Origin of the sequence: Amycolatopsis sp. VC5-11, assembly GCF_037034185.1 — a bacterium.
In the GTDB taxonomy this organism is placed as follows: domain Bacteria; phylum Actinomycetota; class Actinomycetes; order Mycobacteriales; family Pseudonocardiaceae; genus Amycolatopsis; species Amycolatopsis nivea.
In genome coordinates this window covers 353032-370422 of sequence record NZ_JBAGKF010000002.1, presented here as the reverse complement: position 1 = coordinate 370422, position 17391 = coordinate 353032, and the positions used below count along the sequence as shown (strand labels likewise).

Annotated in this window: 19 protein-coding genes; 4 read left to right on the top strand and 15 right to left on the bottom strand. The window is 68.1% G+C overall.

What is annotated here, in order from left to right; all coding sequences use genetic code 11:
* Window positions 1-119: 119 nt before the first annotated feature.
* The 7 genes from WA670_RS09045 to WA670_RS09015 form a co-directional block, all read right to left on the bottom strand.
* Entirely contained in the window at window positions 120-881 is a 762-nt protein-coding gene (locus WA670_RS09045; RefSeq protein ID WP_336157448.1) for an ABC transporter permease, read from the bottom strand.
* The gene (locus tag WA670_RS09040) at window positions 878-1648 is read right to left on the bottom strand and encodes an ABC transporter ATP-binding protein (protein WP_336157445.1); all 771 of its coding nucleotides are present in this window, start codon (window positions 1646-1648) and stop codon (window positions 878-880) included. Before WA670_RS09040 ends, WA670_RS09045 begins: the two co-directional genes overlap by 4 nt.
* Window positions 1645-2028, bottom strand: a complete 384-nt coding sequence (locus tag WA670_RS09035) for a DUF1048 domain-containing protein (protein WP_043832829.1) — start codon at window positions 2026-2028, stop codon at window positions 1645-1647. Before WA670_RS09035 ends, WA670_RS09040 begins: the two co-directional genes overlap by 4 nt.
* A complete protein-coding gene (locus WA670_RS09030; protein ID WP_037817171.1) occupies window positions 2018-2359 on the bottom strand; it encodes a PadR family transcriptional regulator in 342 nt (113 codons plus the stop codon). The genes WA670_RS09035 and WA670_RS09030 overlap by 11 nt, the downstream gene beginning before the upstream one ends.
* Before the next feature lie 75 nt (window positions 2360-2434).
* On the bottom strand, window positions 2435-3025 hold the full coding sequence (locus WA670_RS09025) for a hypothetical protein (RefSeq protein WP_336157441.1): 591 nt from the start codon (window positions 3023-3025) through the stop codon (window positions 2435-2437).
* A gap of 162 nt (window positions 3026-3187) precedes the next feature.
* Window positions 3188-3460, bottom strand: a complete 273-nt coding sequence (locus tag WA670_RS09020; protein WP_037817176.1) for a hypothetical protein — start codon at window positions 3458-3460, stop codon at window positions 3188-3190.
* A gap of 329 nt (window positions 3461-3789) precedes the next feature.
* Window positions 3790-4785: an acyltransferase domain-containing protein gene (locus WA670_RS09015; RefSeq protein WP_336157438.1), complete on the bottom strand. Its 996-nt coding sequence runs from the start codon at window positions 4783-4785 to the stop codon at window positions 3790-3792.
* 151 nt (window positions 4786-4936) lie between these two features.
* On the opposite strand from WA670_RS09015, the gene WA670_RS09010 reads away from it, so the two are divergent.
* A complete protein-coding gene (locus WA670_RS09010) occupies window positions 4937-5971 on the top strand; it encodes a ketoacyl-ACP synthase III family protein (protein WP_336157436.1) in 1035 nt (344 codons plus the stop codon).
* A 57-nt stretch (window positions 5972-6028) separates the two neighbouring features.
* Here WA670_RS09010 and WA670_RS09005 read toward each other — a convergent pair whose 3' ends face one another.
* From WA670_RS09005 to WA670_RS08980, 6 genes are read right to left on the bottom strand one after another with little or no spacing between them, the layout of a single operon-like run.
* Window positions 6029-6802 (bottom strand): cyclase family protein, encoded by a 774-nt coding sequence (locus WA670_RS09005; protein WP_336157434.1) that lies wholly within the window; start codon window positions 6800-6802, stop codon window positions 6029-6031.
* A gap of 16 nt (window positions 6803-6818) precedes the next feature.
* Window positions 6819-7568 (bottom strand): SDR family oxidoreductase, encoded by a 750-nt coding sequence (locus WA670_RS09000; RefSeq protein WP_037817185.1) that lies wholly within the window; start codon window positions 7566-7568, stop codon window positions 6819-6821.
* Window positions 7565-9418 carry an AMP-binding protein gene (locus WA670_RS08995; RefSeq protein ID WP_336157430.1) on the bottom strand — a complete coding sequence of 618 codons (1854 nt, stop codon included), beginning with the start codon at window positions 9416-9418 and terminating at the stop codon, window positions 7565-7567. The genes WA670_RS09000 and WA670_RS08995 overlap by 4 nt, the downstream gene beginning before the upstream one ends.
* The gene (locus WA670_RS08990; protein ID WP_037817187.1) at window positions 9411-10370 is read right to left on the bottom strand and encodes an aromatase/cyclase; all 960 of its coding nucleotides are present in this window, start codon (window positions 10368-10370) and stop codon (window positions 9411-9413) included. The genes WA670_RS08995 and WA670_RS08990 overlap by 8 nt, the downstream gene beginning before the upstream one ends.
* A gap of 13 nt (window positions 10371-10383) precedes the next feature.
* The gene (gene fabG / locus WA670_RS08985; protein ID WP_043832838.1) at window positions 10384-11169 is read right to left on the bottom strand and encodes a 3-oxoacyl-ACP reductase FabG; all 786 of its coding nucleotides are present in this window, start codon (window positions 11167-11169) and stop codon (window positions 10384-10386) included.
* Window positions 11166-12401, bottom strand: coding sequence for an FAD-dependent monooxygenase (locus WA670_RS08980; protein ID WP_336157426.1), 1236 nt, complete (start codon window positions 12399-12401; stop codon window positions 11166-11168). Before WA670_RS08980 ends, fabG begins: the two co-directional genes overlap by 4 nt.
* 159 nt (window positions 12402-12560) lie before the next feature.
* Between WA670_RS08980 and WA670_RS08975 the strand changes: the two genes are divergently transcribed.
* Both WA670_RS08975 and WA670_RS08970 read left to right on the top strand, forming a co-directional pair.
* The gene (locus tag WA670_RS08975) at window positions 12561-13022 is read left to right on the top strand and encodes a nuclear transport factor 2 family protein (protein ID WP_037817196.1); all 462 of its coding nucleotides are present in this window, start codon (window positions 12561-12563) and stop codon (window positions 13020-13022) included.
* A complete protein-coding gene (locus WA670_RS08970; protein ID WP_336157422.1) occupies window positions 13019-13441 on the top strand; it encodes a nuclear transport factor 2 family protein in 423 nt (140 codons plus the stop codon). Before WA670_RS08975 ends, WA670_RS08970 begins: the two co-directional genes overlap by 4 nt.
* A gap of 416 nt (window positions 13442-13857) precedes the next feature.
* Here WA670_RS08970 and WA670_RS08965 read toward each other — a convergent pair whose 3' ends face one another.
* Window positions 13858-14616 (bottom strand): SDR family NAD(P)-dependent oxidoreductase, encoded by a 759-nt coding sequence (locus WA670_RS08965; RefSeq protein ID WP_336157419.1) that lies wholly within the window; start codon window positions 14614-14616, stop codon window positions 13858-13860.
* A gap of 167 nt (window positions 14617-14783) precedes the next feature.
* Between WA670_RS08965 and WA670_RS08960 the strand changes: the two genes are divergently transcribed.
* Complete coding sequence (locus tag WA670_RS08960; RefSeq protein WP_051729290.1) at window positions 14784-15806, top strand: methyltransferase; 1023 nt, start codon at window positions 14784-14786, stop codon at window positions 15804-15806.
* Window positions 15807-15827: 21 nt separating this feature from the next.
* Here WA670_RS08960 and WA670_RS08955 read toward each other — a convergent pair whose 3' ends face one another.
* Window positions 15828-17357, bottom strand: coding sequence for an MFS transporter (locus WA670_RS08955; RefSeq protein WP_167754032.1), 1530 nt, complete (start codon window positions 17355-17357; stop codon window positions 15828-15830).
* Window positions 17358-17391 lie beyond the last annotated feature (34 nt).

Sequence of the window (17391 nt, the reverse complement as noted above, 5' to 3'; positions counted from 1 at the left end):
CCCGTCCGCAACGACCGAGCTGGCCGTGAGGGGACCCCTGAGGGAATCTGATTCCCTCAGGGGTCCCCTCACGTACCTCCGCGGCACCGCGCCCGTCGAGACCCCACGCGCATCCGCGGTCAGGAAATCTTGCGCCGATAAATCACGTTGGCGAAGAAATACGCCACCACCAAGATCCCCACACACCACGCCAGCGCGATCCAGATCCCGCCGCCGACCGGGCGCTCCGCGAACAGGTCGCGGATCGTGTTGACGATCGACGTCACCGGCTGGTGTTCGGCGAACGCGCGTACCGGGCCGGGCATGGTGCCGGTTGGCACGAAGGCCGAGCTGACGAACGGCAGGAAGATGAGCGGGTACGAGAACGCGCTCGCGCCGTCCGCGGATTTGGCGGTCAGGCCTGGGATCACCGCGATCCAGGTCAGGGCCAGGGTGAACAACACCAGGATTCCGAGCACCGCAAGCCACGCCAGTGGTCCCGCGCTGGTGCGGAATCCCATCGCGAACGCCACGAGCACCACGACGGCGACCGAGATCAGGTTCGCGATCACCGAGGTGAGCACGTGCGCCCACAGCACCGCCGAGCGCGCGATCGGCATGGACTGGAAGCGTTCGAAGATGCCGCCCTTCAGGTCCAGGAAAAGCCGGAACGCGGTGTAGGCGATCCCGGAGGCGATGGTGATCAGGAGGATGCCGGGCAGCAGGTAGGTCACGTACGACTCCGAGCCGGCGTTGATCGCGCCGCCGAGAACGTAGGTGAAGAGCAGCAGCATCGCGATCGGCGTGATCGTCGTCGTGATGATCGTGTCCAGGCTGCGGGTGATGTGCCGCAGCGACCGTCCTAACAGGACCGAACTGTCCGCGATGAAGTGGCCGCTCATTGCCCGTCCCCCTTGTTTCCGGTGCCGACCAGGGAAAAGAAGACGTCTTCCAGCGTCGGCTGCTTCTCGACGTACTCGACCTTCGCCGGCGGAAGCAGCCGCTTGAGCTCTTCCAGCGTGCCGTTCACGAGCACCCGCCCCTCGTGCAGGATCGCGATCCGGTCGGCGAGGTGTTCGGCCTCTTCCAGGTATTGCGTGGTGAGCAGCACCGTCGCGCCCTGCTCCGCGAGTTCTTCGACCGCGCGCCAGACGTCGTTGCGCGCCTGCGGATCGAGGCCCGTCGTCGGCTCGTCCAAAAAGATGACCTGCGGGTCCCCGATCAGGCTCATCGCGATGTCAAGGCGACGGCGCATGCCACCGGAGTACGTCGACACCTTGCGCGAACCGGCCTCAGTCAACGCGAATCTCCGCAACAACACGTCCGCGATCTCGCCCGCGTTCTTGAGGTGCCGCAGCTTCGCCACCAGGACCAGATTCTCGCGCCCAGTAAGGATTTCATCGACGGCCGCGAACTGCCCGGTGAGACTGATCGACTCGCGGACATCCTCACCCTGGCTCGCCACCGCGAACCCGTTGACGTCCGCCTCGCCCGCGTCCGCCTTGAGCAAGGTCGACAGAATCCGCACGACCGTCGTCTTGCCCGCGCCGTTCGACCCGAGCAACGCGAAAATACTGCCGCGCGCCACCTCGAAATCGACGCCGCGCAACACTTCCAGCTTTCCGTACGCCTTCCGCAACCCCCGCACTCGTATCGCCGGCGCCGTCATACCGCACCGCCCACCGCGCGGTCGATGGATTCGGTCAGCCGGGTCCGTTCGCGGGAAATCCAGTTCCCCTCGGGATAACTCCGGAGAAACTCCTCCGCGAACTCGACCGGCTCGTCACCGACAATGCCCCGGACCGTCGTCCCGTTCGCCACGCTCTGCTCGAACAGGTCGATGAGATCGTCCAGCATCCGCAGATGACTTTCCGCCGTCCCCGGCCCGAAGTACTGCAGATACCGGTGCAATGCCTTGATCGCCGCCCGGTAGTCCGGCGGCAGCTCCTCGACGCGCGCCTTGTACCGCCGGTACCGCTTCTTGTCCTCCAGCGGACCGGTGACCACTTCCAGATAATGCAGATACCTGCTTTTTCCGTCATTCCCCATGATCGATCCCCTCCTTGCGCAGCTGTTCGAGCCGGTCCGAGAGAAACCGCCAGTTCCGCCAGAACTCGTCGAGGCTCGCCCGCCCCGGAGCGTTCAGCGTGTAAACCTTGCGCGGCGGCCCCTTTTCGGACGGCACTTTCTCGACGTCGACAAGCCCGCGCTGCTCGATCCGCACGAGCAGCGCGTAAACGGTGCCCTCGGCGATATCGGTGAATCCCCGCTCGCGCAGCCACGAGGTGATCTCGTACCCGTAAGCGGGCCGCCCGGCAAGAATCGCGAGGACGATGCCCTCCAAGGTCCCCTTGAGCATCTCCGTCGCCTGCTTGCCCATCGAACGCCCTTCAGCTAGTCAGTGTTGCTGAGTACCAGTAGATAGTAACACTGACTAGCGGCGGCAGGGAGGGGCTCAACCGCTTGGCTCCGCCCCCTTGATCCGTTCGACCAGCTCGTCGCGGTACTCCCGCACCGCCTCGAACTCCGGTTCGTCGCCGGTCGCCCGCTTCAACGCGCCTTCCAGGATCTTCAGACCCTGGCGCGCGTCGCCGCGCGCATCCGCCTGCCGCGCGGCGTTTTCCAGCGCTTTCGCTAGCTTGGTCCGCGCTTCGGGTTCTTTGCCCGCCTTGTGGATCCGGATCCAATTGCCGCCCGGATCGACGACGGTAAACCCGGTGTACCGGTCGTTGCGCAGCCGCGGCCGGGTCATCCGCGGGATGCCGGAGACGAGCAGTTTTCCGTGCGCGGAACGCATTCCCGCGGCGAAGGACTCGAACAGCTCGCCGATGTCCGGGACGATGACCAGGCACGTGCTGTACGACTGCGCCGGGTCGTAGCCGTCCATGCCGAAGAAGTGCAGATTGATGTCTTCCCGCCGCAGCGCGACGTGCGGGTTCGGCCGGGTCTGCCGATAGGTGATCTCGAAGCCGAGCATGTCGTAGAACGACGCGATCTCGTCGATGGACGGACAGGGCAGGAGCGGAATGGTCAATTCGTTCGCCACCGCCCGAACCTAAGCCCGGATCCGCCGAAACGACACGGAGCTATTTGCTCATGCGAACGGCGGGCGTGCCCGGCAGAGTCGCGCTTTCAGCGGCGAGCGATCGGCACGCGTGGCGGTCTCGGCAGCGTGCGCGCCGGGGGAAATCCGTGCAGCTGCCCAGGTTCAGGGCAATTCGCGCCAGCGGAGGTCGCCCCAACCGGCGGAGGTGACGTCGGCGAGCTCAGCCCAGCGGGTCGTCCCGGGGCGGACGTGCGTGTCCGAGCCGATGGACCACTCCGGCGCTTCCGGTTCGACGTGCTCGAACTCCTCAATGCCGGACGGGGTTCGCCACACCGCGGTGCAGGAATCGCACATCAGCACGACTTTGCCGTGTTCGGTGACAAGCGGGCGGATCAAACCCTGGTCCCAGAACGACGGACATTCGACCAGCCACATCGCGTCACCACCGCCTCGCGCCTCGGAAATCGCTGCGGCCGGGTGAGGCCGCAGCCTTTCGACAGCACAACACCGGCCAGTGAACGAGTCGCTACGCAGATCTCAACTCAGCCGTAACACGGGCGGACGTCCTTGCACCGTATCGCCCAGGTGAGTGGTGCAGCCGTGCGAGACCGACTGCCCAGCCGCCCGCAAGTCCGCCGCGGCTCATCCGGCGAACTGTGGCCGGAGCCGACGAAGGGGCTGGCCCCGCCGAGGGCAATCACGGGCGGGAGCGGAGCGGCACCGTCACGCGATCCGCAGCCCTCCGCTTCGCTCGACGGCCACCATCACCCGCAGCTCCCCGCCGCCTCCAGCGCCTCTCGGCAAGCCGCCACCGCAGCAAGGTCCGCGTCCGGGCCGCCAGCTCGCGCGGGCAGCATCGCCAGCACCGAAGCCTCCTTCGCCCGCACCGTCGGATGGAGGCGCGCAGCCTTGGCCAGCAACTGCGACGGTCCCGTCTCCACCAGCACCCGCCGTCCCTCAACCGGGAGCGGCGAGTCCGGCCCCAGCAGCGTGCCAACGGCGGGCCAGAACCGCACCGGTTCTACCGGGTGGGAGGCCCAGTAAGCAGGGTCCGTCGCTTCCGCATCGGTGAGCACGCGGCCGGTGTAGCCCGACACCATCGGGATCTTCGGCGGCGAGGGCTGCGCGGCCGCGACCGACGGGAGGCATCGGGCGGCGGCTTCGGCCAAGGAGGGGCTGTGGAAGGCGGACGTCGCGGGGACCAGGAGGCACATCCGCCCGTCGGCGCGCAGCTTCTCCGCCGCCTCCGCCAAGGGTGCCTCCGGGCCGGAGAGGATCAGCTGGCGGGGAGCGTTGATCGCGCCGATCACGACGTCATCGGTCAGGACCGGCGCGACGTCCTCGACGGTCGCGGCTACGGCGAGCATTCCGCCCGCGGGCGCGGACGCCAATTCCTGCACCCGCTGCCACATCAGCTCGGCGGCGGCGGGGACTTCGAAGACACCGGCAAGGGTCGCGGCGGCCACCTCGCCGACGCTGTGGCCCAGCAGCGCGGCCGGTTGCACGCCCCAGGAAAGGATCATCCGGCCCAGGGCATGGCCGACGGTGAACAGCAGCATTTGCGAGCGGGTGACGTGGTCGAGGGGAACAGCGGGCGAGTCGGTCAGCCAGTCGGCGCGGATGGCGGTGCCGTCGGGGCCCAGCGCGGCGAAGACTTCGTCCACCGCGTCGGTGAAGACGGCGTCGTGCCCGTACAGGCCGGCGGCCATCCGGACGTGCTGCGAGCCTTGGCCCGGGAACAGCAGTGCGACCTCGGTCATCACCCGAAACTCCTTCCGCTCGAAACCCCGGTGGCACCGGAAACAAACCGGATCGTGCGGCACGGCGGTCGACGGCTGCTCGACCCCTGCTGGACCGCCAGGTCGAGTCCGTTCCCACAGGCTGTCGAGAGCCCGCGGGAAGGGTGGCGGCATGAGATTCGACGGGCTGTACCTCGCCGGGCTCGGAAGCTGGCTGCCACCGGCGACGACGACCGCCGAAGCGGTGCGGAGCGGGCAATGCTCGGCCGAGACGGCGCGCAAAAGCGAGATGGAATCGGTCCTCGTCGCGCCTGACGGGATCGCGCCGCCGGAGATGGCGGCCCGGGCCGCGCGGGTCGCCTTGGCGCGATCGGGGGTGGCGCGCGGCGACATCGCAGTGCTGCTGCACGCGACGTTGTTCCATCAGGGCTACGACTTGTGGTCGCCCGCCGCGTACGTGCAGCGGGCAGCGGTCGGCGGGACCTGTCCGGCGATCGAGGTGCGGCAGGTTTCCAACGGCGGCATGGCCGCACTCGACCTCGCGGCCAGTTACCTTCTCGCGGACCCGGCGCGACAGGCTGCGTTGATCACCGCGGCGGATCGCTTTGACGGACCCGATTTCGACCGCTGGCACAGCGATCCGGGCACGGCGTACGCCGACGGCGGGACGGCGATGGTGCTGTCCCGCGTGGGTGGATTCGCGCGGTTGCGCAGCCTGGCGGTGGTGAGCGGGCCGGAACTGGAAGGCATGCACCGTGCGGGGGCGGCGTTCGGCGAGGTCGAGATGAGCAATCGGCAGCTGGTCGATCTGGACGCGCACAAACGATCATACGTGTCCGAGGCCGGAATGTCACAGACCCTCGCGGCCATTCTCGACGGGCAGCGCGAGGCGTTGAAACGTGCGCTGAGCGACGCCGAACTGGAACTGTCCGATGTGGACCGGCTCGTACTGCCGCACTTCGGAAGGCGGCGGCTGGTGTCGAACTACCTGCGGCACATGGACGTTCCCCTCGAACGAACCACGTGGGACTTCGACAGCAAGATCGGCCACCTCGGCGCGGGCGACCACATCGTCAGCCTGGAAAACCTCGTGCGCACCGGTGGCTTGCGGCCGGGGCAGACGTGCCTGTTGATGGGCGTCGGCGCGGGATTCTCCTGGAGCAGCGCGGTGATCGAGCTGCTGGAGAAACCCGAATGGGCTGACTAAGGCACAAGGAAAGGCCCCGCGAGAGGAGGAGTCGCGGGGCCTTTTCTCGTGCGGAAGCTACTCGACGATAGCGACCGCGCGAGCCCATCCGGCACCGGCGCCGGCCAGTTTCACCGGGAAGCACGACAGCGTGAAACCGTGCGCCCGCGGCAGTTCGGCCAGGTTCGCCAGGCGTTCGATCTGGCAGTACTCCCGGTCGCGGCCGCGCATGTGCGCCGGCCACAGCACCGACTTGTCGCCGGTCCGCTGGTAGGTCTCGATGATGTGCGTGAACGGCGCGTCGAGGCTGAACGCGTCCGTGCCGATCACGCGGACCCCGAAGTCCAGCAGCAGGTCCAGCCCGGACTGGTCGAGGCCGACGAACTCGGTGAAGTACTTCGGCGTGCCCGCGTGCTGGTCGGCTCCGGTGTGAAGCAGGACGATGTCCAGTTCCTTCGGCTGATAGTCCACTCGGGACAGTTCGCCGCGCACGTCGTCCGCGGTGATGACGCCCGGCGCGCGGCCGGTGAAGTCCAGGACCACGGCGGGACGGTGGAACCAGTCGACCGGCATCTGGTCGATCGTGCGCGGGGCCGAACCGTACGACGTGGCGTCGCCGTAATGCGCCGGTGCGTCGATGTGCGTGCCGGTGTGCGTGGTCAGCGACACCGTGTCGTTGGTGAGGAATTCGGCGTCCCGCAGCACTTCCGGGTCGAGGTCCATGCCGAAGTGCTCGCGCATTTCCGACACCAGGTGCTTGGCCCCGTCCTGGGCCGACATGGTGACCAGCGACAGCGGCTCGGGCTCCCAGCCTTCCGGATCGATCGGGGAGGACAGGTCAATCAGCTGCAACGGAGTTCTCCTTACGTCAAGACCGCAGGCTGAGCCCGCCGTCGGCGGTGATCACCTGGCCGTGGATCCAGCTCGCTTCCGGTGCGCTCAGCAGCGCGACGACATCGGCGACGTCGGCGGGCGTGCTCAGCCGGCCGGCGGGCGTACGCGCCGCCAGCACCTGCACCATCTCGGGCTGGGTGGTCTCATCGCCCTTGTCCAGCTTCGCGGTCGTCACTGCGTTGACCGTGATGCCGCGCGGAGCCAGCTCGACCGCCAGGTAGCGCACCAGCGATTCGAGCGCGGCCTTCGCGACGCCCAGCGCTACGTAACGCGGGATGACCCGCTGCGCACCGGAGCTGGAGACCGCGAGCACTCGACCGCCTGGCGCAAGGTGTTCGAGCAGCGCGGGAACCAGGCGCAGCAACGGATCCAGTGCGGTGGCGACATCGGTATGCAGGTCGGCAACCGACGCTCCGGCAGCGGGCATCGGATGCCACGACGCGGCGTTGTGCACCAGGACATCCAGCCCGCGACCAGCCGCCGAGACAGCTGCGGCGAGCTGTGCCGCACCGTCCTCAGTGGACGGATCGGCGCGGATCAGGGAAGCCGAACCGGGCAGCCCTTCGAGGCTCGCGAGGGCGGCTTTGGCGGCTTCGTCGTCGTGTGCGTAGTCGAGCAGCACATGCGCGCCGCTCGCGCAGAACTTGCGGGCGATGGCCAGCCCCAGCCCCTTGGTGGCGCCGACCACCAGGACGCTGCGGCCGGCCAGACCGAGATCGCTCACGCCGACGCCTCGGAGACCGTCGAGTACAGGTCCGCCTCGACGTCGACCAGCTCGACGAACTTCTTCACGTGCGCCTGGAATTCCGGGCTGGTCACGACGGCCTTGTGGGCGTTCGCGTCGACCCACTGGCCGATGTTCAGATACACCTTGGGATCGCGCAGCGACCGCACCATCTGGTAGGCGACGAACCCGGGCTGCTCGGCCATGTACTGCGCGTGCTCGGTGAAGACCTTCTCGAACTCTTCCGGCTCGCCCTTGACGGTGAACTTGCTGATGAACGTGACCACGGTATCGGCTCCTAGCAGTGCGGTTCCGGGATTCTGGCTGCCGCGCACGGAGGACAGCGCCTCGCGCAGCTCGCGGCGGACGAGCTTGCCGTTGGGCGAACGCGGGATCGCCCTGGTCAGCTCGACGTGCTCGAGGTGCTTGTAATACGGCTGGGCGGCGTTGAACTCCGCGGCGATCTCGCCCGCGCGCGGCACCCATTCGTCGCCGGCCGGGACGATCAGCGCGGCCGCCACCGCTCCGGCGAACTCGTCGGGCTGGTCGACCACCGCGCAGTCCGCCACGCCGGGGTGGCGCAGCAGCTCGGCCTCGATTTCGGTGGGCGAGACCAGCCAGTTGTCGCGTTTGAAGACGTCCTTGATGCGGTCGACCAGGAACAGGTATCCGTCCTCGTCGAGGCAGCCGACGTCGCCGGTCGGCAGCCAGCCGTCCGCGCCGACGCCGTCGCCGTCCGGGCGGCCGAGGTAGCCGCGCATCACCTGCGGGCCGCGCACCTCGACTTCACCGCGCTCGCCGACCGGCAGCGGCTCCCGGGTCGTCAAGTCGACAACGCGCACCTCGGTGTCGCGCACGACCTGGCCGACCGAACCCGGACGCGGTGCCGCCGGGCCGTCGGAAAGGACCAGCGGCGCGGTTTCGGCGAGGCCGTAGCCCTGCACGACCGGGATGCCGAACTGCACCCGGAGGGTTTCCGCGTGCACCGGGGACAACGCCGAACCACCGGACAGGATGACCTCGCAGCCGGGCAGCTTCAGGCCCGCCAGCCGCGGGTCGGTGGCGAGCCGGGCCAGGCGGAACGGCATCGAGTAGTAGTGCGTCACCCCCGCCGCGAGACCGATCGTGGCCACCGGATCCGGTGCCAGGCAGAGCACCTGGGTGGCTCCGGCGATCAGCGCGGAGTTCAGGTGCATCGGGTGATAGCTGGGCAGGTGGTTGAACGTCACCGACGTTCCGGTCACCCCGTGCGCCTCGGCGACCTGCACCGCGTTGACCGCGATGTTTCGGTGGGTGAGCCGCACGCCCTTCGACTGCCCGGTGGTGCCGCTCGTGAAGTGGATGCAGGCGACTGCGTCCGGCTCCAGTTCCGTTAAAGCGCCGACCGGACCAGCCGCCAGCGCGGCGATCGAATTAGCGCGGTCCGCATTCCCGAAGCACAGCAGGTGTTCCGGCGTCGCGGAAGCACGAGCGACCGCCGCGGTCATCGAATCGTTCAGCACCGCGGCCGCGGCGGAAGACTCGGTCAGCACCCGGCCGAGGTCGCCTTCCCGCAGCAACGGGCTCAACGGCAGCACGACGTTTCCGCTGCGCAACGTGCCGTAGTAGGCGATCGCGAACTCCGGGTGCAGCACCGACGACATCGCGACGACCGAACCGGCCGACCCGATCCGCTCCGCCAGCGCGGCAGCGAACCCAGACGCGGCCCGGTCGAGTTCAGCGAACGTCAGGACCGTCTCGCCGAGCCGGACCGCGACCTGGTTCGGGCTGTTCTCCGCAAGGATGCGCAGCGCGTCCGGCAGCAGCGGCGTGTCGAGCAGCGACGCGACCGGGAGGACACCGTCAGCCATCGGCGCGTTCCTCCGCCCAGGCCTTCGCGAGGTTCAGCGTCGCGGTGCTGTTGGTGCCCAGCGCGTTGCGCACGAACGCCTTGGCGTCCTCGACCGTCTTGCCTTCGCCGAGGATCTTCTCCACCGCGTCGCGTTTGATCACCACGGTGTGCTCGGACGTCGCCCGCACCCCGCCGCCAGGCTGCGGCACAATCGTCCACAGTCCGTTGTGGACAGTCATCAGCGCGGGCAGCACCTGCTGCTTGTACGCAATGGCGTGCTCGTCGTCAAAGCACACGCGCACCGACTTCGTGGTGTGCACGGCGCCGGTCGCGGTCTTGGTGTCCATCTCCATGACCTGCAGACCCGGGGTTTCCTCGGTCAGGTCGAGCCGCTGGACGTGCGGCAGCCGCTCCGGCCACAGGTCCGACCGGTAGAGGAACTCGTAGACCGCCGCCGCGTCCGCGTCGATGTCGACGCTGTCCGCGAACACCGTGGTGAGTTCTTCGGTCTCGGCGAGGCCTTCCGCGATGCCGCGGAGGTTCTCCAGCTCGTGCTCGCTGTTGCGGTCGACCGCCTTGCTCACCCACTCGACGTTCTCCGGCAGGTCCCGCACCGCGCTGAACGCGTGCTCCAGGACGACGGTGCACGAGTCCGGTCCGCCGGGCTGGATGTTCCACGCCCCGGTCATCGACGCGACCGGATGCTGCGAAACCTCCTGGCGGAAGTCGATGCGCAGGCCGTCCTCGTCGAGGTCGCGCCGCGAGGTCCAGGTTTTGGGCTCGTCGTTCGCGGTGGCCCACAACCGGATTCGCTCGGTGGTGCCGTCGCGTTCGAGCTGGCGCGCGTGGACCGTCGGCCCGAAGTAGACCGGCCAGCGGGTCACGTCGGCGAGCAGCGCGTACACGGCCGAGGCGGGCGCGGCGACGTCGATCTTGTGTTCGGTCTCGTAGATCCGGAGTGGTGCAGCCACGTGCTCGGTCCTCTCAGTAGTTGCCAAGCCCGCCGCAGACGTTGATCGCCTGCCCGGTCATGGACGCCGCGGTGTCGGTGACGAGATAGCCGACGAGGCCCGCCACCTCCTCCGGAGTGGAGTACCGGCCGAGCGGGATCTTCGCGGTGAACTTCTCCAGCACGGCTTCCTCGGTGGTGTTCCACGCCGCCGCGTACCGGCCGCGGATCGCCTGTGCCATCGGGGTTTCCACGTAACCGGGGCACACCGCGTTGACCGTGACGCCGGTCTTGCCCAGTTCGAACCCGAGCGCCTTGGTGAAGCCGACGACACCGTGCTTAGACGCCGAATACGGCGCGCCGAGCACCACGCCCTGCTTGCCGGCGGTGGACGCGATGTTGATGACCCGGCCCTTGTCCTTGGCCAGCATGCCGCCCTTGGTGAGCACCTCGCGGGTCATCAGGAACACGCTGTTGAGGTTCGTGTTGATCACGTCGAACCACAGCTCGTCCGGGATCTCCGCGGTCTGCCCGCCGCCGCTGCGGCCCGCGTTGTTGACCAGGACGTCGATCGGGCCGTACCGGTCGACCGCGGCCGCGACCAGCGCCTGGATGTCGTCCTTCTCCCGGACGTCGCAGGTGCTGCCGTCCACGTCCAGTCCCTCGGCACGCAGGTCGCGCACCGTGTCGTCGACGGATCCCTGGGTGCGGGCGCAGAAGTACACCTGGTAGCCCTGCTGCGCCAGCGATCGGGTCACCGCGAGCCCGATCCCGCTGGTGCCGCCGGTGACCAGCGCTACGCCCCGGCTCTGTTCGGTCATCGTGTCCCTCCTGGGTTGCTCGGCGCGCGGAACAGGTCCGCGCGCACGTCGCGCGGGCGAGCTCCGAACGCGACGAGATTGAGGATCTTGCGGAAGATCGGGGTGTGCGGCAGCAGCTTCGCGATCACCGGCCGCACGGCGTCGACGATCCGGCCGGAGGACAGCATTCCTTTGTTCTGCCTCGACTGGAGCGTGAAGACGGTGTCCACAGCCGCGCGTCGCTCGGCCTCGAAGCCGGCGAGCGCGGCGGGCCGGTTGTCTTTCGCGGCTACGGCGGCGACGAGTTCTGGGTGCAGCGCGACGGCGTCCGCGATGGCCAGGTTGATGCCCTGCGCGCCGATCGGGCTGTGCGTGTGCGCCGCGTCCCCGATGAGCACGAGTCCCGGCCGGACCCATTCCTGCGCACGGCCGGAAAACACGTCCAGCGGCGACAGTTCGGACAGCGCGGTCACTTGCTCGCGGATCAGGTCCGCGTGCTGCGGGACCGCGGCGACCAACTGCTCCCGGATGTGCTCGATACCCTTGGCGGCCACCGTTTTGTAGCTGCCCTTCGCCAGCGTCCAGCCGATCTGGACGCGGTCCGGGTAGGAATCGTGCACCAGCACCGGATCGGCGGCCGTGCGGTGGATGCGGACCGCGCTGGTGCGCCGTTCCGGGGCGACCAGTTTGAACCACACGACGTCGTGCTCGAACTTCTCGAACTTGTCGTAGCCGATCCCGGCGAGCGAACGAGTCTTCGAGTACCGGCCGTCCGCGGCGACCACCCAGCGAGCGCGTACCTCCGTCTCACCGTCGCCGGAACCGCAGCGGATCCCGGTCACGGCGCCGTTCTCCTCCAGCAACGCCCGGGTCGAGCAGCCGCTGAGCAGACGGAAGCCCGGCGTCGCCTTGCATTCGTCGAGCAGCCGCTCCAGCAGGAGCCGCTGCGGCAGGCTGAGCAGATGGTCGTACGGCGCGGGAAGCGTCGTGTAGTCGATGTCCAGCAGCGTGCGTTCCCCTTGCACCAGCTGGAAACTGCGCATCGGGTAACCGCCGATGCCGTCGAGGACGCCGAGCTGGTCAAGCGTGCGCAGCGCACCGGGCTGGATGATCTCGCCGCGGTATTCGCGGTCCAGCGACGCGCTGCGCTCCGCGACGACGACGTCCACTCCCGACCGGGCGAGCAGCAGCGCCAGCACCAGACCCGCCGGTCCGCCGCCGGACACGCACACGTCCGCTTCGATCTCGCGCACTCGATCCCTCCCGCTGTCGCACCGCCTCGGGCCACCCTCCAGCGGGCCGGTCCAAAACGGCTCGACGCACAGTCGGCCGTCCCCCGCGAGTGGTCCACGAGGGGACTTTGAGCCGGCCGCGCGACTGTCGGACGACACGCGGCCGACGAGGAGGAAACGGTGGCGACAACCGCGCACCCGCGGGTGGGAATGGAGCTGTACCACCAGGTGCAGGCCTTTTACGCCAAGCAGATGCAGCTGATGGACGACGGCGACGTGGAACCGTGGGCGGAAACGTTCACCGCGGACGCCACGATCGCGAACAACGCGAATCCCGCACCGGCTACCGGGCGGGAGTTGATTTTGAAGGTGGCCCGGAAGCTAGCCGCCGACGTTGTTTCGCGCGGGGTTCAGCATCGGCATTGGACTGGGATGCTGGTGGTGACCGAAGACAGTGCGGATCAGGTGCGGACGCAGTTGTACGCGATGGTCGCCGAGATTCCCGCCGGGGGCGAGGCCCGGTTGTGGCGTTCGACGTTTTGCCGGGACACGTTGGTTCGCGGGGCTGACGGATGGCAGGTCGCCCGGCGTGTGGTGACTCATGACGATATTCAGGATTCTCGAGCGGAGGAGCAGGCGTGACTGTGTCGGGCGAGTTGTATCAGGAGATTCAGCAGTACTACGCGTGGCAGATGCAGTTGCTTGACCAGGCTCGTACTGATGAGTGGGCGGAGACTTTTACCGAGGACGGGGTTTTCGCGGCTAATGCCGCGCCGGAGCCGGTTAAGGGGCGGGCGGCTATTGCGGCGGCTTCGGCGGCTACGCATCGGCAGCTGGCTGAGGTGCATGAGTTGAGGCGGCATTGGTTGGGGATGTTGACGGTTTCCCCTGGGGCGTCCGAGGATGAGCTGCATACTCGGTGTTATGCGTTGATTATTGCTACGCGTAAGGGTGGGGAGCCTCGGATTCACTGCAGTACGTTGTGTGAGGATCAGTTGGTGCGGGTCGGCGACACCTGGCAGGTTAAGTATCGTGCAGTGTCGCGGGATGACATTCGTTAGAGGGCGGCCTTCGGCCGAAAAGAGAGTTGCGTTGGGGCACCCCGAAGCCCGAGTGTGACTACGCGCGGAGAGGCTTGTCAAGGCTGGAAAGAGTACCTTGACAAGCCTCTCCGCGCGTGTTTTTGGCTTCGTATCGGGGTGCGGGGGGTGTGGGTGCCCCGGCTGCTGTGTGGGTTGGTGCGGTTTGGTGGGTGGCTGCCTTGGCTCGGCTGATCGTGCTTGTCGCGGGTGCCAGGCGAGCGCCCCAATGTGGCATTGGGTGCATGCGATGCACCCAATGTGGCGTTCGGTGCGTCCGACGCAACCAATGCCACATTGGGGCACGCCGGAGGCGGCTAGCGGGCTGGTCGTGAGGGGAACCCTGAGGGAATCAGAGTCAATGAAGGTGGCCCTCACGGACTTCTCGGCAGTGGGAGCTAGCGGGTCATGTCTGAGCCGCCGTTTACGGAGACTACTGTGCCTGCGATGTAGCCTGCGTCCTTGCTGGTGAAGAAGGCTACTAGGGCTGCTACGTCTTCTGGTTCTGCTGCGCGGCCTGCTGGGATTCGCTTTTCGAAGGCGGAGAACCAGTCTGGCGGGGCCTCGCCTACGGCGTCGGTACGGGTTAGGCCTGGGGAGACTACGTTCGCCACTACGCCGTTGGGGGTGCCTTCTCGGGCGGCGAACTTCGCGTACGAGATCAGGGCCGACTTTGCTGCTGCGTGTGCTACCACGTCCGCGCCTACTGGGCCCTTGCTCGCTTCTGCGGCCAGGTAGACGATGCGGCCGTAGCCCTGGTCCTTCATCAGTTGCCACACCGCGCGGGTGGGGTGGAAGGCTGCTGCCAGCTCGTCGTTCACCTTGGCGGAGAACGTTTCCCACGGGATTTCCGCGACCGAGCCCTGGGCCAGTCCGACGTTCGCGTTGCAGACCAGTGCGTCTACGCGGCCGTAGGCTTCGACCGTCGCGGTCACCAGTGCTTGCGCGCCCTCCTCGTTGCGGACGTCGGCTCCTACTGCGATTGCTTCGCCGCCGGCCGCGGTGATGGCTTCTACCGCTTCTTCGGCGGCCTCTTTGGACGTCAGGTAGTTGATCACCACCCGGTCGCCTCGTGCGGCCAGCCGTTCCGCGATGCCGCGGCCGATTCCGCGTGCCGCGCCGGTTACCACCGCGACGCGGCGTACCTGGTCTTCCACCCGCTGCTCCTCGGTTTCGGGCTCCCGGGCTTCTCCGCGAGCCGTTTCTGCCAATGTATCGGCTGAAACCGTTGCCGCGACACCGCCTTCAGAGATCTTCGAGAACCTTTTGAACGGCGGCAGCGAGCATCGGTCGACTACCCGAAACGGCTGAGGAGACGACCCGGATGTCCGACGATTCCGCGCGCGCGAAAACGCCGCAGCTCGAGCTGATGAATCTCATCATCGGCGACTGGAAAGCCCGCGCCGTCTACACGGCAGCCGAGCTCGGCTGGCCCGACCGGCTCGCCGACGGGCCGCGTACGGCCGCTCAGGTGGCGGCCGACTCGGGCACTGATCCTGTTGCCACCCAACGGTTCCTGCAGTACCTGACCGCGCTGGGCGTGTTCCGCGAGGACGACGGCTCGTTCTCCCTCACCGAGCTCGGCGAGCTGCTGCGCAGCGACCGGGAAGACTCCCTGCGGCCGTACACGCTCATCGCGGGCTCCGAATTCCATCGTGCCTGGACCGACATCGCCTCCGCCGTACGAACCGGACAAAATGCGTTTGAAGGCGCATTTCAGTCTAGCTTCTTCGAGTACCTCTCCGCAAACCCCGAACGCGGAAAGCTTTTCGACCGCGCGATGGCGGGCAACACGGCGTTGTTCGACGCGCTGCCCGGCGCCTACGACTTCGGTGCGCACCAGCGATTCGTCGACGTCGGCGGCGGCAGCGGCGAACTGGCGCTCCGGCTGCTCGCCGCACACGAACAACTCCACGGCACGGTCTACGACGCCGAACAGTCCGCGGAGGCCGCGAAAAAGGCCATCGCGGACGCGGGCCTCACGGAACGCTGCGAGGTGGCGTCCGGGAATTTCCTGGAGTCCGTTCCCGAAGGCGGCGACCTCTATCTGCTCGCTCGAGTGCTGGTGAACTGGCCGGACGAGGACTGTGCGCGGATCCTGGCGAACTGCGCGGCGGCAGCGGCTCCGGGGGCTCGGTTGCTGCTGGTGGAACGGGTGTCCGGACCGGGCGTGGACAACGCATTGCTGCTGTCCCACGACACCCTGATGTACGTGCTCTTCGGCGGGGGCGGGATCCGTTCCACCGCGGAAGTGACCCGGCTGCTCGAGGAAGCCGGGTTCGCGCTGGACGCGATCACTCCGCTGCCGCAGGAGTTCTCGCTGATCTCCGCCACCCGCCGAAGCTGAGAGCTCAGGCCCGGGAACGCGTCAGGAAACCTCAGCCGCTCGTCGTTCCCGGGCCGGCACCACCACGAGAACCACGATCGCCGCCAGCACCGCGGCACCGGCCGCGGCGAGGGCCGTCGTGCGCATCGCGACCGAGAACGCGTCCGCGCCCGCGGCGAACAAGTCAGTGCCCTGGTTGCCGCCTAGGCCCGCCGCGGCGGCCTTCGTCGCTTCGATCGAATCACCGGCGGCGGCGCGAGACTGCTCCGGCAGCACCGACAACGCGGGCTCAACCCCGTTGCGGTACACGACAGTCAGCAGCGAACCCAGCACCGCGATACCGATCGCGCCGCCGATGCTGCGGCCCATGTTCGTCAGCGCCGAACCGACCCCGGCACGCTCGCGCGGGACCGCCGACATGATCGTGGTGGTCGCGGGCGGCATCACGTTGGCCATCGCGAGACCGACCAGGAAGTCGGCGACGAACACCGGCCACAACGGACTGTTCTGGTCCAGCAGCGCGAAAATCGCCACGCCGACAGCCAGCAGCAGCAAGCCGCCGACCAGCACGTTCTTGGTGCCGAACTTCGCCGACAGCGTCGCCGAGCGCGGCGAGAACACGGCCAGGGCCAGCGCCAGCGGCAGAATCGCCAAGCCGGTCATCAGCGGGCTCACGCCGAGCACGCTCTGCAGGTAGAAGATCAGGAAGAACGGCACGCCGAAGTTCACGAAGAACGCGAGCGACACCGCGCTGGTCGCACCCGCGACCCGGCGGTCCGACACCAGCCGCAGATCCAGCGCCGGAGCCGCGGACCGCAGTTCCACCAGGACGAACACGACCAGCAGCACCACGCCGAGCACCAGCGGGACGTACACCCGCGGATCGGCGATCGTGGCCAGGTTGCCCGCCTGGATGATCCCGTAGACGAGCGCGGTGCTCCACGCGACCGACAGCACCACGCCGGGCACGTCGAGCTTGCGCGCGGTCGAAGTGGACTCCGGGACCATCAGCACGGTCAGCACGATCGCGGCGAGCACGATCGGGCCGTTCACCAGGAAAATCGAACCCCACCAAGCGAACTGGATGAGGAAGCCGCCGAGCACCGGGGCCACCACGGCCGCGATGCCCGCGGCGGACACCCAGTACCCGATGGCGCGCGGGCGTTCCTTGTCGCCGAACACGTGCGAGATGGTCGCGAGCGTGGTCGGCGGGATCGCCGCGCCGCCCGCGCCCATCACGACGCGCCACAGCACCAGTTCGCCGGGCGAGTGCGCGAACGCCGCCAGCACGCTGGAAACGCCGAACACCACGAGCCCGATCAGGAGCACCTTCCGGTGCCCGAGCCGGTCCCCCAGCACGCCCCACGCCAGCAGCAAGCCGGCGTACACGAGCGTGAACCCGTTGACCACCCACTGCAGCTGGTCCGCGGACGCGCCGAGCCCGTCGACCGGATCGGCGAGCGCGCGGAAGGCGATCGTCACGATCGTCGCGTCCAGCACGGTGAGCAGAAAGGACGTCAGCAGCACCGCGAGGATCGCCCAGCGGCGCGGGTTCAGGGCAGGCTCGGACACCTGTCCTCCTTCGGAAGGCTTTGGCGGAATTCCC